The sequence below is a fragment of the Streptomyces sp. NPDC002181 genome (assembly GCF_042890485.1).
Classification (GTDB): Bacteria; Actinomycetota; Actinomycetes; order Streptomycetales; family Streptomycetaceae; genus Streptomyces.
Map to the genome: position 1 here is coordinate 504,120 of NZ_JBIASC010000001.1, position 13,802 is coordinate 517,921.

The 13,802-nt window shown below is 74.5% G+C and carries 11 protein-coding genes; 3 read left to right on the top strand and 8 right to left on the bottom strand.

Annotation, left to right across the window (positions count from 1 at the left end; genetic code table 11):
• Nucleotides 1–112 precede the first annotated feature (112 nt).
• The 3 genes from ACFYXV_RS02270 to ACFYXV_RS02280 form a co-directional block, all read right to left on the bottom strand.
• The gene (locus ACFYXV_RS02270) at nucleotides 113–304 is read right to left on the bottom strand and encodes a hypothetical protein (RefSeq protein ID WP_383500416.1); all 192 of its coding nucleotides are present in this window, start codon (nucleotides 302–304) and stop codon (nucleotides 113–115) included.
• Nucleotides 304–525, bottom strand: a complete 222-nt coding sequence (locus ACFYXV_RS02275) for a hypothetical protein (RefSeq protein ID WP_389381838.1) — start codon at nucleotides 523–525, stop codon at nucleotides 304–306. The genes ACFYXV_RS02270 and ACFYXV_RS02275 overlap by 1 nt, the downstream gene beginning before the upstream one ends.
• A 112-nt stretch (nucleotides 526–637) precedes the next feature.
• The gene (locus tag ACFYXV_RS02280; RefSeq protein WP_389381839.1) at nucleotides 638–1,822 is read right to left on the bottom strand and encodes a helix-turn-helix domain-containing protein; all 1,185 of its coding nucleotides are present in this window, start codon (nucleotides 1,820–1,822) and stop codon (nucleotides 638–640) included.
• Nucleotides 1,823–1,936: 114 nt separating this feature from the next.
• On the opposite strand from ACFYXV_RS02280, the gene ACFYXV_RS02285 reads away from it, so the two are divergent.
• The 3 genes from ACFYXV_RS02285 to ACFYXV_RS02295 all read left to right on the top strand — a co-directional run bounded on the left by ACFYXV_RS02285 (nucleotide 1,937) and on the right by ACFYXV_RS02295 (nucleotide 4,396).
• Nucleotides 1,937–2,386, top strand: coding sequence for a hypothetical protein (locus ACFYXV_RS02285; RefSeq protein WP_389381840.1), 450 nt, complete (start codon nucleotides 1,937–1,939; stop codon nucleotides 2,384–2,386).
• Between the two features lie 668 nt (nucleotides 2,387–3,054).
• Nucleotides 3,055–3,747: a hypothetical protein gene (locus tag ACFYXV_RS02290; protein ID WP_389381841.1), complete on the top strand. Its 693-nt coding sequence runs from the start codon at nucleotides 3,055–3,057 to the stop codon at nucleotides 3,745–3,747.
• Nucleotides 3,748–4,021: 274 nt separating this feature from the next.
• Nucleotides 4,022–4,396 carry a hypothetical protein gene (locus ACFYXV_RS02295; RefSeq protein ID WP_385462204.1) on the top strand — a complete coding sequence of 125 codons (375 nt, stop codon included), beginning with the start codon at nucleotides 4,022–4,024 and terminating at the stop codon, nucleotides 4,394–4,396.
• A gap of 102 nt (nucleotides 4,397–4,498) precedes the next feature.
• Here the strand turns inward: ACFYXV_RS02295 and fxsT are convergent, their stop codons facing one another.
• From fxsT to ACFYXV_RS02320, 5 genes are all read right to left on the bottom strand, one after another.
• On the bottom strand, nucleotides 4,499–7,507 hold the full coding sequence (gene fxsT, locus ACFYXV_RS02300; protein ID WP_389381842.1) for an FxSxx-COOH system tetratricopeptide repeat protein: 3,009 nt from the start codon (nucleotides 7,505–7,507) through the stop codon (nucleotides 4,499–4,501).
• A gap of 63 nt (nucleotides 7,508–7,570) precedes the next feature.
• Nucleotides 7,571–8,827 carry an HEXXH motif domain-containing protein gene (locus ACFYXV_RS02305; protein ID WP_389381843.1) on the bottom strand — a complete coding sequence of 419 codons (1,257 nt, stop codon included), beginning with the start codon at nucleotides 8,825–8,827 and terminating at the stop codon, nucleotides 7,571–7,573.
• On the bottom strand, nucleotides 8,824–10,104 hold the full coding sequence (locus ACFYXV_RS02310; RefSeq protein WP_389381844.1) for an FxsB family cyclophane-forming radical SAM/SPASM peptide maturase: 1,281 nt from the start codon (nucleotides 10,102–10,104) through the stop codon (nucleotides 8,824–8,826). The genes ACFYXV_RS02305 and ACFYXV_RS02310 overlap by 4 nt, the downstream gene beginning before the upstream one ends.
• Nucleotides 10,105–10,305: 201 nt before the next feature.
• Nucleotides 10,306–10,500, bottom strand: coding sequence for an FxSxx-COOH cyclophane-containing RiPP peptide (gene fxsA / locus ACFYXV_RS02315; protein ID WP_383347419.1), 195 nt, complete (start codon nucleotides 10,498–10,500; stop codon nucleotides 10,306–10,308).
• Nucleotides 10,501–10,560: 60 nt separating this feature from the next.
• The gene (locus tag ACFYXV_RS02320; protein WP_389381846.1) at nucleotides 10,561–13,797 is read right to left on the bottom strand and encodes an SAV_2336 N-terminal domain-related protein; all 3,237 of its coding nucleotides are present in this window, start codon (nucleotides 13,795–13,797) and stop codon (nucleotides 10,561–10,563) included.
• Nucleotides 13,798–13,802: the final 5 nt, after the last annotated feature.

A 13,802-nucleotide genomic window follows, 5' to 3' on the forward strand; every position in this document is an offset into this window, starting at 1 on the left:
AAACAGCGACCAGCAGCCCATCGGGAGCCGCTGATCGCACCAGATCGCTACGCGCTCCTCGCCAACGGCGTCCGTCGACCGGCTGTGGCTGGACACAAGCCGCGACAGATCGCTACAAGGCTGAGCCTGTCTGGCGACGCACGCGCAGTTCGGGGTGGTGCCGCATGATCAGGACGTTCATGTCGCTGACGCGCGAGCGGTCACGGTCCACGTGGGCCTGGAAGCGGGCGGCGACGAGAGCGGCGCACTCGGCGCAGGAGTCCGGAGGCACCGGCAACCGCGGGAACAGGTCGGCGGCCTCCATCAGACGGCCTCGATGTTGGCGACGGCCGTGGAGATCTCCCGCCCGGACGGCCCCCGGACATACGCCAGCCTCACCCAGCGCTCACGGTTCGGAGTGTCGGAGACATCCTCCCGAACCACCGCCATGAGCACCCCTTCGACACCGGACGCGATGTCCCTCACCCGCTGGTGGAGCAGCGCATGAGGGACGTCCTCGAAGGGCCGGGGTACTGCTTCATGCATCACGGGCTCTCGCTCCCTGCCTCGTCCGCGGGTGGTGAGACGAGTGTGGGAGAACGGCAGGGCCCCGACTATCACGACATATTGATAGTCGGGGCCAAGGACTCACGGAGCGCTATGCGCCCAGCCAGGACCCGTACGACAGGAAGGAGTCGGGTAGTTGACGGCGGGCCGCCTCCAGGCCCGCGTAGGTCTCGCGGACCGTCTGGTGATAGCGGGCCTGTTGCGGTGCGGACTTTCTCGCCCTCAGCAAGTTCTGGAACGACCCGTCGAGGTCGCCGGTCCACATCTGTGCACGGGCCACCTCCGCGTAGTGGTGCGACCGACGGGACTTGGGCCAGTCGGCCGGCATCGTCACGCTCCGGCCCGCCTGCGCGGCCCGCCCGTACTCGTCGAGCTCGGCGAGCACGCTGACCCGGTGCACGGCAACGTTCGTCGGCCCGAATGCCAGCCAGTGCGTGCTGACCGCCTCACCCGTACCGGCGGCGATCCGCTCCGCTTCGGCGAGGTGCCCCTCAGCGCGGCCTCCGTCCTTCGACCGGCCGGCCATGACCGCGGCGCCGAGGTGCAGCTGCCCGGTGACGACCTCCCGTTCGCGGGACGGGTCCGCCTGCGCCAGGGTGCGCAGTCCGAGGTCCACCAGGCGCTCCCCGGTCCGGTACTCGCCGTCCCTGAGGTAGGTGAGCGCGCGCATGTACCGGTACATGCCGCCGAACACCGCGTCGGAGCCACGCTCGGCCGCCCAGTCCATACGGGCCAGGGCAAGCGCGGCGAGGTCGTAGTAGCCGAGCTTGGTGGCGACGTCGTAGGCGGTGCGGTACAGGCTGGCCAGCAGCAGCCAGCGGTCCCGGCCCGGCGCCGCATGAGCGGCCGTGGTGGCCTCCTGGATGAGTGCGGGGAGCCGGCCGGCAGTCTGCTTGATCTCTCCTGCCCGGACCGCGACGAGGAGGGCCTCGGAGTCGTCGGTGAGGAGTTGATGCACTCGCGGGGTGATGTCCGGGTCGGCGCCGAGGTCGTACACATCGAGGGCCTCGCGGATTGGCCGGATGAGGATGTCCAGCTCATCAGCACGGAGTTCGGTGGCGTACGGCTGTCCGGTGATGGTGTCGACGGACACCCGAAGGGCTCGGGCCACTGCGGCGATCAGGTGCGGGCTGGCCGGGATGACGCCCTGTTCGGTCTTGGTGTAGGTGCTGTAGGGGACCTGGGCCAGATCCGATACGGCCTGCTGCGTGAGGTGGCGTTCCAGGCGCAGGCGCTTCATGCGCGCGCCGGTGTGGTCGTTCGGTAGAGAGTGCATGCTGGCTCCCGTTCGGACTCGACACTTGAAACGGTACCGGCACACGACGGAATCCCCCCTCTCGGCCCAAGGGCTGAGAGACTGCGGTAACAACCGTCAGAACGGGAGTGCTTGATGGGGACGATCCTCAAAGGCATAAGTCGCGTTCCGTGGCGCGAGCTGACGCACTCCTACGGATCCGCACAAGATGTTCCGAGTCGTCTGTCACGGGTGGCGTGGGGCGATGCCAGGACGAGCCTCGACGCACTGAGTGATCTCGGTTTGTGGCTGGGTGAGGTGGCCGTCTTCGACGCGACCGTGGCGGCGGTCCCGTTCCTGTGGGATGTCGCCGTGACCGATTCAGTCACCAGCCGGCCCGGAGTGATCGAACTTCTGCAGGCGATCCTCGAACACGGCAATCCTCCACAGATCGAAGTGCAGCGCGCAGCTCACCAAGCCGTACTCAACGGCAGGGGCACTGCGAGCGCACTGGCCACTGGCGAGGATCCGGCGGTGCGGGCGGCGGCTCACGCCCTGGTCGCGGCGATCGACAGCCACACCTGCGAAGCCTGCCGTCCAGCCTGAAGGCCCTCGTCAGGACCCGGCACTCGTATCTTCCCTTGCCGCAGCGGCTGACGTTCTGTCCGCAGTCTCACGCACCGCTGGGCGCTCAGCCCCGACCGGCGTCGGACGCCGTTCACGGGGAGCGCGTAGCGATCTGACGCGATCAGTGGCTCCCGATGGGCTGCTGGTCGCTGTTGCGTGTGGGTGGAGCCCCCGCCGACCCCGAACCGCACGTCTACGGGCCCGGGCAGAGGGCGACCGACCACCGGCCCGGGTGGGGGTCCCTGATGTGCCCGGTCCTGGCTCTCCGCCCCGTGCCGTTCTTTTGGGGGGTTCCCGGCAGTCCTTGTCTTTCCGGGGTGGGGCGGTCGGTCAAGGGTGGCCGTAGGCCATCGCGGAGCGACGCGACCGCAGGGAGCGCCCTTGACGGGCCGGCCCGCACCGGAAGGACGATGGGACTGACGGGAAACCCCCAACCCTCCCTGATGCGGGCCGACAGGGTGCCGCCGGTGCGTGCGGGTTCAACCGATGATCTTACCGATTTCTGACGCACCCTCCTGAAGCGCCCACAACTCCCCTACTGCCTCTAGCGTGTTCGTACATCCCCGAGTGCGACCGGTCGGCGCGAGCCGTGTGCCGGATACCGGTTCGGCTCGGGGAAGCCCGATATTTCGTGAAAAGGCGGAACAATGACGGTCGAGACGCTTCCCCTGTGCGCCTACCCGGAGTGCCCCAACCACCCCGAGGCGCCGACGCCCGGCAACCCCGAGCCCCGGTACTGCGCCCACCCCGACCACAACGCGCTCGGCGCGTTCCGCAAGTTCCGGGCCAAGCGGCAGCAGCGCAAGGACGAGAAGCGTCAGGCGGCCGAGGCCAAGGAGGCAGCCGGGACGGCGCCCGCCGCGGACGCGCCTCCCGTCGGGCGGACGACGGAGGGCCCGGACGGGTCCGGCCCTCGCGCCGACCTCGTGGCGCTCGTCTCCCGGCTGGCCGCGGACCTGCCGGGCTACATCGAGGAACTGGCCCTCATCACGGACTCGGCCGCCGCCGAGGAGCGCATCCGGGCCGTGACCCAGGCCGCGGCCCAGCGGACCCTCGACGCCGAACAGCGCACCGCGCTGGCGGAGGAGGCCGCGGACATGGCCGTCGCCCAACTGGACGTGGCCAAGCACCGGTTCGAGGAAGAGGCGGACAAGATCCGCGAGGAGGCCGCGCAGCAGGTGGCGGACGCGGCGTTCGTACGCACCGAGCTGGAGCGCTACCGCGAGCGGGTCGCCCAGCTGGAGGAGCGGCTCGACGCGGTACGCGAGGAGGCGGACGCGGCGCGCCGGGAGCGCAGCGCGATCGCGCGGCAGGCCGAAGAACACCGGTGCGCGGTCTGACGACTGCCCCCGACCGGTTACGGCATCCGGAACTGCACGCATTCGCCTCGGGGATTCACAGATCGACGCGCCGGTTGGCCAGAGCTCCGCCGACGCTCCGGTCACGCGCCGACAGGCGCCGACAGGCGCCGACAGGCGCCGACAGGCGCCGACAGGCGCCGACAGGCGCCGACAGGCGCCGACAGGCGCCGACAGGCGCCGACAGGCGCCGACAGGACATCCCATTCACCTGACGCAGCAGCGTCATCATCGAATTGCCACAACTGGAGGAAAAATGTCTCGAACCGTCAAGCGGAGCACCCGGCTGGCAACGGTCGCCGGGATGGTGGCGGCCGTCGGCGCCGCAATGATCGTGACCGCACCCGCGAGCCAGGCCGCACCGGTCGCCGCCTTCCGCCTCAGCAACTTCTCGGCGACCATCGCCAACATCTGCGTCCACACGGACGTCGCGACGAAGTGCTCGGGGAACATAGCCGCAGGCAAGAGCGAGGTGTACAAGGTGGAGTACAAGGGGGCGAGCAACTGGTGGTGCTCCTCGACCGCCAAGGGGCTGAGCGGTACCGCCAGCACGCCCTACTTCAGCCGTGCCAACGTCAAGGAATGCGCGGAGGTCGGCAACATCTTCGGCGCCAGCATCATGCTCAAGTGACCGCCGCCGACTGAGTCCCGCCCGCGCCCGGTCCCATGGCCACTGCCGCCACGGGGCCGGGCGCCGGACGGACACACCGCGCCCGCCGCCACGTCCCCCGCCCTACGGCTGCGGTTCGAAGTCCCAGTACGGGCGGTTCTGCTGGCGGGCCGAGACCGTGTGGACGTGCTGGGGGCCCAGGGTGCGGGTCAGGGCCTTCAGGCCCGCTTCCTCGTGTTTGCCCGCCTCCGCGTCCTCGCGGACCGAGCGGAGGTCCGCCGCCAGGGCGATCTGCGCGCTCAGGGTCATCGGGTGGTCCGGGCCCAGGATCCCCTCGCAGCCCCGCAGGGTTTCCCGGCTCAGGGACACCGCGTCCTCGAAGTGTCCCGTGATGTTGCGGTGGCCGGTGGCGTTCAGGGCGCAGCCCAGGGTCCACGGGTGGCGGTCGCCGACCGCGCCCCTCATGCCGACCAGGGCCTGCTCCGACAGGTTGAGGGCCTCGACCCGTTCGCCCTGGGCGCGCAGTACCAGACCCAGGTTGCCGACCGTGCCGATGCTGTACGGGTGGGCCAGGCCCAGCTGCGTCTGGTAGCCCCGTACGACCTCCTCCGAGATCCGGCGGGCCTCGCCGATGTCCCCGTACTCCCGCAGGTACGTCGCGTAGTCCGAGGCCACCATCAGGGTCCAGGGGAACTCCGCGCCGAACACCCGGGTCGAGCGCTCCAGGACGCTGCGCAGCCGGGTCCCGGCGCCGGGGATGTCGCCGGAGCGGCGCAGGCACATGCCGAGGTTGTGTTCGGCGCGCAGGGTCTGGGGGTGGTTGAGGCCGAGGACCTGGGTGTTGAGCTTGAGGCCCTGTTCCTGGCGGGCGAGTGCTTCGCGGTAGCGGCCCATCAGGCGCAGTCCCATGGCGCAGCCGATCCCCGAGGACAGGGTGGCGATGTGCCGTACGCGCAGCACCCGTTCGCGCCGGCGCAGGGTGTCGAGGTCGGCGTCGTAGGCCTCCTGGTAGCGGCCCAGCAGCCGCAGCGCGACGGCGACGTTGTTCTCGGCGTTCAGGGTCGTGGAGTCGTCCTCGCCGAGCAGCTCGCGGTAGCGGGCGAAGGCGTGCTCCAGCAGCTCGCGCGCCTGGTCGAACTTGGCCGTGCTGAGCAGTACACCGGCGTACGTGCTCGTGGCGCGCAGGGTTTCCAGGTCCCGGTCGCCCCGCTCGGCCAGCAGCCGGTCGGCGACCGATTTGGCGAGGGTCTCGGCGCGCTTGAAGTGCCCGAGCATCCGCAGGGCGCCGCCGTAGTGGTAGCTCAGCTCGCGGACCTGGTCGTGGTCGTCGCCGAGCATCGCGCGCCACACCGCGTCGGTCCGCTCGGCGAGCCGCAGGCAGGTGCGGTACTCCCCCGCGAGGATCAGGTAGCGCAGGCAGTGCAGCAGGAAGGCCTGGATCCGCGGGTTGCTGCTGGTCAGTACGCCGGAGCTCTCCAGGTGCGGGATCAGCTCGGCGTAGCGCGGCCACAGCCGGGAGTCGGAGGGGCGGCCCGGGTCCGCGGCGGCGAGGACCTGCCGGACGGCGCGCGAGAGCGGTTCGGCCTCCTCCTCGGAGAGGTCCTCGCGGACGATCCCGTGCACCATGCGGTGCAGCTGGACGGTCTCCAGCCCGCCGCCGCCCTCCTCCACCGACAGGTCGGAGTATTCGAGGCGGACGACGGAGAACTGCACGAGCTTGTTGAGGGCGGCGTTCCACCGGATCTGGTCGTTGATCAGCCCGGCGAGCTGCTCGGGCACGTCGTCTGCGGGGAACTCGCGCAGCAGCCGCAGCGGCACCGGCCCGGGCGCGAAGAACACGAACAGCCGCAGCAGGGAGAGCGCGTCGGGAAAGTTCTCCCGGACGTTGTTCAGCAGTATCGCGAGGGCGGTGGGGAAGGGCACCGGGTAGTCGTCGGAGACGGTGACGGCCTCCCGGGAGTCCAGTCTGCGCCGGAGCAGCGCCAGGTAGTCGCCGACCGTCAGCGGGGAGTCGGCGAGCCAGCCGGCGGTCTGGTCGAGGGCGAGGGGGTAGTCCTCCAGGGCCTCGGCGAGCTGGTCGGCCTCCTCGCCGGTGAGCCGGCGGGCCCGGCGGCGGATGAAGGTGACCGACTCGGGCCGCGCGTACAGGGGGACTTCGAGGAGGCTGGTGTGCCGGGAGGCCCATTCGCGGTTGCGGGAGGTGATGATGACGTCGCCCGCGCCCGAGGGCAGCAGGTCGATGAGGTCGTCGGGGTTGTCGCAGCCGTCGAAGACCACCAGCCAGCGGTTGTACGGGGATCCGCGGCGCAGCGCCTCCAGGACGGCCCGGATCTGCTCGCCGTAGCTGCCGGCGCCGCGCGGCAGGCCCATCGCCGGCGCGAGGTCGGCGAGCCGCTCGCGCAGGGTGGGCCGGTCCTCGGCGGGGACCCACCACACCACGTCGTATTCGGAGGCGAAGCGGTACGCGTACTCGGTGGCGACCTGCGTCTTGCCCACCCCGGACAGCCCGAGCAGGGTGACGGTCGAGGCGCCGGGCGGGGCGTCCGCGAGGGCGGCGCGCAGCCGGCCGATGACGTCGTTGCGCCCGGTGAAGCGCGGGTTGCGGCGCGGGACGCGGCCCCAGATCTCGGGCGGGTCGTTGGGGAAGCGGGGGCCGCGGCGGCCGGTCTCGGCGCCGATCCGGTCGGTGGGCAGCTCCAGCCGGCGCAGCACCCGGTACTCGGCCTCGTACGCGTCCAGGCCCCACAGGTCGGTCTTCTCCAGTACGGCCACGGCGCTGGGCAGCGGCGCGTCGGTGAGGCAGACGGCCGCGAACCGGTCGGGGTGGCTGTCGGTGACCGTGCGCAGGGCGGTGTTCCACTCCTCGTCGGTGTGGGCTGCGGCGGAGAAGTAGCGCTCGCTGAGGATGAGCAGGACCCGGCTGCCGCTGCGGGCCAGGTCGTCGAGGGCCGGGGCCAGGCCGGGGGTGGACTGCGGGTCCCAGCGTGCGAGGGCGACGCGGTGGCCGTGCTCCTCCAGGCGGTGGGCGATCCACACGGCCCAGGGCCGGTTGAACCCGGCGAAGCTGATGACGAAGCGCTGCGGCCGCGTGGCTGCGTCGCGGTCTCGGTCCTGGCGGAGTCCCGTGGTCATGCGGCCGTCTCCCTGGCATCCGGGCGGTGGACGGGCTTGAAAGGTACCGCAGCGGACGGTCCGTCAGCCCTCTGCGAACGGGGCGAGTTCGGGGTGCTGGGCGCACCAGGCGCGGCGCTCGCGGTCGACGGCGCGGCGGGCCACGGCGTGCTGGTCCCCGGGCGGCGGCAGATCGTCCATGGACCGTTCGGCGAGGGCCATGCCGGCCGTGAATTCCCTTCCTGCGGCGGTCAGTTGTGGATGCCGGTGGAGCGCGGGGAGGACGGCTGCGACCTGGGCGCGGATCCGGGCGTGCTGGGCCCAGGCGCCGCGCGCGCCGTAGAGGGCGGCGCGCTGCCAGTACCCGGCCAGGGCCAGGTGGGCGTATGCCCCGTGCAGGAGCCCCTCCAGCGGGCGGGGATCGCCGCGCCAGGGGGCCCAGTGCCGGGGGGTGCGGTCGGCGGTGTGCAGGGTCAGGACGTCGGCGAGGGCGGTGAGCTTGCCGTGCTGGACCTCGTGGACGAGGGTGGCGGCCAGCGCGGGCGGGGCCTGCGTACGGGCGAGGACGGACCCGGCGGCCGCGGGCAGGGTGGCGCCGCTGGAGCGGGAGCCGCCGCCCAGCGGGACCACGGAGCGCAGCAGCAGGCCGATCTCCTCGGCGCGGGCGGTGTCGTAGCGGTCGAGCAGCGTGAGCGCACCGGACCACTGGGTGTCCCAGCGCTTGTGGCCCTTGGGGGTGAGCCGGCGGGCGGGGCGGACGGGCCCGGGGTGGGCGGGTCCGGGGGCCCGGTACGGGTCGAGGTCGTCGAGGGCGGTACGGCCGCCGGGCAGGGCGTGCAGGAGGAGGGCGGCGGGGTCGTCGGGGTCCCAGCAGCCCTCGGTGAGGGCGAGCGGCCCGGGCCGGGCGGGGCGCAGCAGTCCGAGGGTGGGCAGGACGAGGCGGCCCTGGACCGGCCGGAGCGTGGCTTTGAAGGTGATCCCGGAGCGCAGGGCCGCGGCGACGGCGAGCGCCCCGAGGTGGCCGAGGTCGGCGGGGGGCCCGTACGGGGCGTGCAGCCGGCGCAGGGTCTCCTCGGCCCAGACCCCCGTGGCCGGGTAGTGCAGTACGTCGCGGACGGCCTCGGGGTCGTGCCGTTCGGCCTCTTCCAGCAGGGCCCAGTGGTCGGCGGCCTCCCCGGCCCGGCCGCCGGGGGCGGCGTCGAGGACCCCGCGCAGCAGGACGAGCCGCTTGGAGCGGCGGATGTCCCGGACCAGGCGGCTGCCGTCGGCCGAGGGCTCGGTGGAGGCGAGGGCGCCCAGGGTGGCGGAGGTGACGGTGAACCCGGTCAGGGAACCGGTCATGAGGCGGCCGCCCGTAAGGGCGAGCGGCCCGGCACGGCTTGGTCCGCCGCCCGCTGGAGGGCGGCCGCGACGTGGCGGATGAGGACCTGGAGGTCGGCGCAGTACACGGAGGGCTGCCGGAACCCCTCCGCGGCGCGGTAGCGGTGCGGGTAGTGGCCGCCGCCGCAGACCTCGACGAGCTCACAGGCCCGGCAGCCTTCGGCCAGCGCCTCCCGCCCCAGCTGGCGGGCGGCGAGCCCGGGGTGGTCGAGGAAGGCGTCGAAACCGTGGCTCTCCACCGTCATCCCCGTGGCGGCGGCTCCCTCGTAGGCGGATTTGAGCGAATCCGCCTGCTCGATGCCCCCGTCGGTCTCGATCACGGCGGTGGCGGCGGGGGCGAGGCCGAGGCTCTCGGTGGCGGCGGGCAGTCCGAGCAGCAGGGCGATGATCTCCTCGAAGATCCGGATCCGGGTCCGCAGCACCGCGTCGTGCCACCAGCGTTCGAAGACGGCGACGAGCCAGTCTGCGTACGGGGTGCGGGGCGGCCGGTGGCCGGGCGGCGGGGTGCTCCAGTTGGCCAGCGGGAGCAGCAGCCCGATCACCGGCGGGGCGAAGGCGAGGAGGGACTCGTACGTCTCCACCGGGTCCTGGGCGAGATCGACGACGCAGAGCACCCCGGCGTAGCTCTCGGGGTGCCGGGCGAGCAGGCGCAGCCCCCGCGCGGCGGCCCCGAACCCCGGGCGGCCGCTGCGGTCCACCCGGCGGGCGTTGTGTGCGGGCAGCCCGCCGTCGAGGCTCACGCCGACCCGTATCCCGGCGGCGGCGAGGGCGCCGATCCGGCCGCGGGTGAGCAGGGTGCCGTTGGTCTGGACGGTGGCGGTGACCCGGGTCCGCGGCGAGGTGCGGGCGAGGGCGGCCCGTACGGCGTCGACGGGCGCGGCCAGTTCGGCGGGGGCGGTGAGCAGGGGTTCGCCGCCGTGCAGGACCAGGTCGACGCGGGTGAGGTCGTGGGCGGCGGCGTGCTCGGCGATGCGGGAGGCGGCGCGGGCGGTGGTGGCCGGTGACATGGCGGCGGGCTGGCCGCGCCAGCCCTGGTCGGCCATCTCGTACACGTAGCAGTAGGTGCAGGCGAGGTTGCAGCGGCTGCGGGTCTTGAGCACGAACTGCCGCACCGGATGCGGCCGGTGGCCCGCCGCGCGGAGTGCGGGCACGTCGAGCCGGGCGTACGGCCACGGGGCGTGGACCAGGTGGTTCCCCAAGGAGGGCAGCACGGCGTCGCTCGTGTCGGTCTGCCTCATCGCCTGCACCTCCCGTGCCGCGGACGGTCCATCCCTGCCCGGCGTACGGCACCGGCTAACGGCGGAAACGGGTCAACTGTGAGTGCGCTGCGTGGCCTTGGGACTGCGGTGCGTGAGGGGGCGCCGCCCGCGGGCGCCGCCGCCCGGCGCCGCCGCCCGCCGCCGCTCCCCGCCCCCGCGCCCCCACCCGCACCCGCGCCCTCAGGCCACTCCGGAGTCGAAGGCGTTGAGGATCTCGGCGGGGTGCGTGACCCGCTCCACCATGCCCTCGATGACCGGGGCCAGCACGGGGTGGTCGATCCCGCGCAGTGCGGCCAGATCGAACCCCGAGAGGTCCGGCAACCGCCCCGGGCAGGCGGAGCCCGCCGTTTCCGCTTCCTGCTGCCGAGTCACCATGGGCTGCCCGTCCCCCCGTTGAGTGGCGATGTCCGATGCTCCCTTACCCGGCGGGCGGGGTCACAGCCCCGCCTCCAGGGTGCGGACCCGGGATCCCAGGGCCTCCCGCCGGTCGGCGGCCGGATCCCCCAGCCGGGTCCACAGCTCCAGCGCCGAGCGGTACGCGTCCAGCGCCGCCCGGGGCCGCGCCAGCCGTTCCAGCACTTCCCCCCTCAACTCCTGTACCCTCGCCGCCAGTTCCACCGCCACCTCGCGCCGGTCCTCCCGGTCCGCGGCCAGCGCGCTGCGCCAGGCCCGCCGGTAGGAGTCGGCCGCCCGGTCGAGGCGGTCCGGCGCCCGGGTGTGCGCGTGGATCTCCTGCTGGACGTCGCCGTGCTCGCGCCAGGCGCGGGCCTGCTCCAGGGGGGTGCGGCTCTGCCGTACGGCGAGTTCCAGCAGGTACTCCGCCTCCCGCAGGTCCACCACGTCCCCCTCGTACGCGTGCCGCAGCCGCAGCCCCTCCGCCAGCCGCACCAGCCGCTGCGCCGAGCGCGGGTCGGACTGCGGGACCGCCGCCCGGCTGTCGCGCAGCACCCGTACGGCCGCCGAGGTGAACCGCCGCCCGTCCGCGGCCCGCGCCCGGTCCAGCAGTACGTCACCCCACTCGGGCAGCAGCTCCCCGTACGCCTGCGCGTCGCGCGGGATCAGCCGGCGGGCCCGGCCGTACGCCTCGGCCGCGTCCTCCAGGGCCGCGGGCTCCGCGTCCCTGGCGGAGCGCGCGCGGTGCACCCGGGCCAGGCACACCAGGGCGGCCAGCCGCAGCTCCGCGTCCGCGGCCGCCTCGGCCAGGGCCAGGTCGAGCTGGGCGGCCGCCTCCTCCAGCCGCCCCGGCAGGTACCGCAGGGCCGCGGCCAGCTCCACCCGTACGCGGGCGGCCGCCGCCCCCGAGGACTCCGGGGCCTGCGAGGAGGCCCGCGCGGCGGCCAGGGAGGCGGCCAGCCCGGCCGCCAGGTGCTCGGCGGCCTGCCCGGCCAGCGCCGTGCGCTCCGCCGGGTCGGGGGTGCGGGGCAGCAGGGCGAGCAGGACCCGGCCGAGGGCGGGCCGCACCGCCGGGTCCCCGGCGGCGGCCCCGGTCACCGCCTCCAGCGCGGAGCGCGCCTCGCGCAGCGCGCCCGTGTCCTCGCGGAGCTCGCCGAGGCGGACCAGGGTCTGCGCCCGCCGCACCACGCAGTCCAGGCGCAGCCGCGGGTCCAGCCCGGGGTCGGGGTCGCCGCCGACGGCCGCGAACTCCCGTTCGGCCGCGGCCAGCAGCTCGGGGTCCGGCTCGGCGGCCAGGGCCCGCTCGTACAGGATCCGGCCGAGTACGGCCCGCGCGGGCGGGGCGGCGAGGCCGGCCACCGCCCGCTCGGCCTCCGCGAGCAGTTCGGGGTCCCGCTGTCCGGCCCACAGCCGCAGCAGTACGGCGGCCAGCTCGCACTCCGCCTCGCCGGGCACGTCCCCGGGTCCGGGGGGTGCGGCGATCGCCCGGCGCAGTACGGCGACGGCCTCGTACAGTCCGCGCGGGCCGCCCTCCCCGCCCTGGCGGTCGTGGGCGTCGAGCCGGTCGCGTGCCGTGCGCACCGCCCAGGCCCGCCCGGGCGGCGGTACGACGGGCTCGGGGACGCCGGGGTCCCCGACGGGCGGCCCGGGCAGGTAGCGCCGTACGACGCGGGCCGAGACCTCGGCGAAGGCCTGCGGGAGCCGCCCGGCCGGGACCCGCTCCTCGCCGCCCTCCTCGGCCACCGGTGCGCCGGTGAGCTGGGAGACGGCCAGCGCGGGGAAGTTCCGTACGCCCCGCCCGAAGTGCGCGAGAACGTACTCGGAGCAGTGCTTGAGCACCAGCGCGGCCTCGTCCCGGCCGAGCGGCCCCAGCAGCACGTCCTGGACGCCGGGCACGAACTCGTACCACTGGCCGGCGGCCTGGCCGCGCCGCAGCAGCCCGCTGAGCAGCACCTCCGCCAGGTCCGAGGGCTCCGAGTCGGGCAGCATCGTGCGCTGTACGAGGGCCATCACGGGCAGGGTCAGCGGCGCCGCCGACAGGTACACGGCGAGCTGGACGGCGCTCGGCGAGGCGGAGGCCCGGAAGCGGCGCACCAGCTCGCGCGGCGGCCGCACGGCGCGCGGCGGCGGCAGGGGCGCGGCCGGGTGGTCGGCGAGGACGCGGCCCACCTCGGCGGGGACGGGCCCGGTGCCGAGCCCGGCGACGAGGCGGGCCCAGGAGCCGAGGGCGATGGCGCTGGGCGGCAGGACGGGGACGGTGAGCCCGCCGGTGTACCGCCCGGGGCGGGCCGGCCGGTCGGGGCGGAACCGCAGCTTCCCGGAGCCGCCCTCGGCGCGGGTGAGCACGCCCCGCTCGGTCGGCAGCCAGCTGCGGCTCCACAGGCGCTGCGGCAGCGGCTGGACGACCACGCAGGGGGTGCATTCGGCCCAGCGGTGCAGCAGCCGCTGGGCCTCGCCCTCGCGCCAGAGCGGGCCGGCGCAGTCGGAGACGACCATGGTCAGCGCCCGCCCGGTGGGGTCGCGCAGCTGGTCCCCGGAGCGCAGCCGGGTGCCGGGGCCGGCTCCGCGCCCGACGGCGGCGCGGCCGTCGCCGAGCCGGTGCAGGTAGTGCACCTGTACGTCGCGGAAGGCGCCGAGCCGCTCGCAGACGGAGCGCAGTTCCTCGAACATGTCGTGCCAGACGGCCATCGACGGGGAGGCGTCCATGACGAGCCGTATGGTCGCCTCGCGCCGGCTCTCGGGCCGCAGTACGGGGATGACCAGCCCGAGCGCCCGGGCGCTGGCCTCGGCGGTGGCCGGTTCGTCGAGGACCAGGCGGGTGGGCGGGCCGGGCGGGCGGTGCCGCTGGAGGGCGCGCAGGGCCCGCTGGATCTCCAGGATCCGGGGCAGCGCGGCCGCACCGGGGACCCGTACGGGCACTCCGGCGCCGCCCGGGAACCCGGCCGCCTCCTCGGCGACCGCCCCCAGGACCCGGGAGGCGTAGAGCCGGACCGGATCCTCCGGATCGGGCTCGGACGGTACGGCCTCCTCCTCGGCCGGAGCCGCCCCGCCCGGGGCCCGCGTCCGACGGGGCGGGGCGGGGCGCCCCCGTTCGGGGCCGGCCGGGCCGGCCGGGCCGATCCGCCCGGCCAGCCACAGCGCGTCGGCGAGCTCCTCGGCGGTGGGGTCGAGCCCGGCGGCGCGCAGCAGCCCGGCGAGGTCGCGCAGGGCGGCGGGGACGGGCGGCGCCTGCGCGCATCTGCCCGCGGAGGCGGGAATGGCCGGCCATTCGGGATGCACGGGCG

Excerpts from the sequence above, each read along its gene's own strand:
- ACFYXV_RS02280 (WP_389381839.1), bottom strand. The coding sequence starts at position 1,822 with ATGCACTCTCTACCGAACGACCACACCGGCGCGCGCATGAAGCGCCTG.
- ACFYXV_RS02275 (WP_389381838.1), bottom strand. The coding sequence starts at position 525 with ATGCATGAAGCAGTACCCCGGCCCTTCGAGGACGTCCCTCATGCGCTG.
- ACFYXV_RS02295 (WP_385462204.1), top strand. The coding sequence starts at position 4,022 with ATGTCTCGAACCGTCAAGCGGAGCACCCGGCTGGCAACGGTCGCCGGG.
- ACFYXV_RS02270 (WP_383500416.1), bottom strand. The coding sequence starts at position 304 with ATGGAGGCCGCCGACCTGTTCCCGCGGTTGCCGGTGCCTCCGGACTCC.
- ACFYXV_RS02305 (WP_389381843.1), bottom strand. The coding sequence starts at position 8,827 with ATGACCGGTTCCCTGACCGGGTTCACCGTCACCTCCGCCACCCTGGGC.
- ACFYXV_RS02285 (WP_389381840.1), top strand. The coding sequence starts at position 1,937 with ATGGGGACGATCCTCAAAGGCATAAGTCGCGTTCCGTGGCGCGAGCTG.
- fxsA (WP_383347419.1), bottom strand. The coding sequence starts at position 10,500 with ATGGTGACTCGGCAGCAGGAAGCGGAAACGGCGGGCTCCGCCTGCCCG.
- ACFYXV_RS02290 (WP_389381841.1), top strand. The coding sequence starts at position 3,055 with ATGACGGTCGAGACGCTTCCCCTGTGCGCCTACCCGGAGTGCCCCAAC.
- ACFYXV_RS02310 (WP_389381844.1), bottom strand. The coding sequence starts at position 10,104 with ATGAGGCAGACCGACACGAGCGACGCCGTGCTGCCCTCCTTGGGGAAC.
- fxsT (WP_389381842.1), bottom strand. The coding sequence starts at position 7,507 with ATGACCACGGGACTCCGCCAGGACCGAGACCGCGACGCAGCCACGCGG.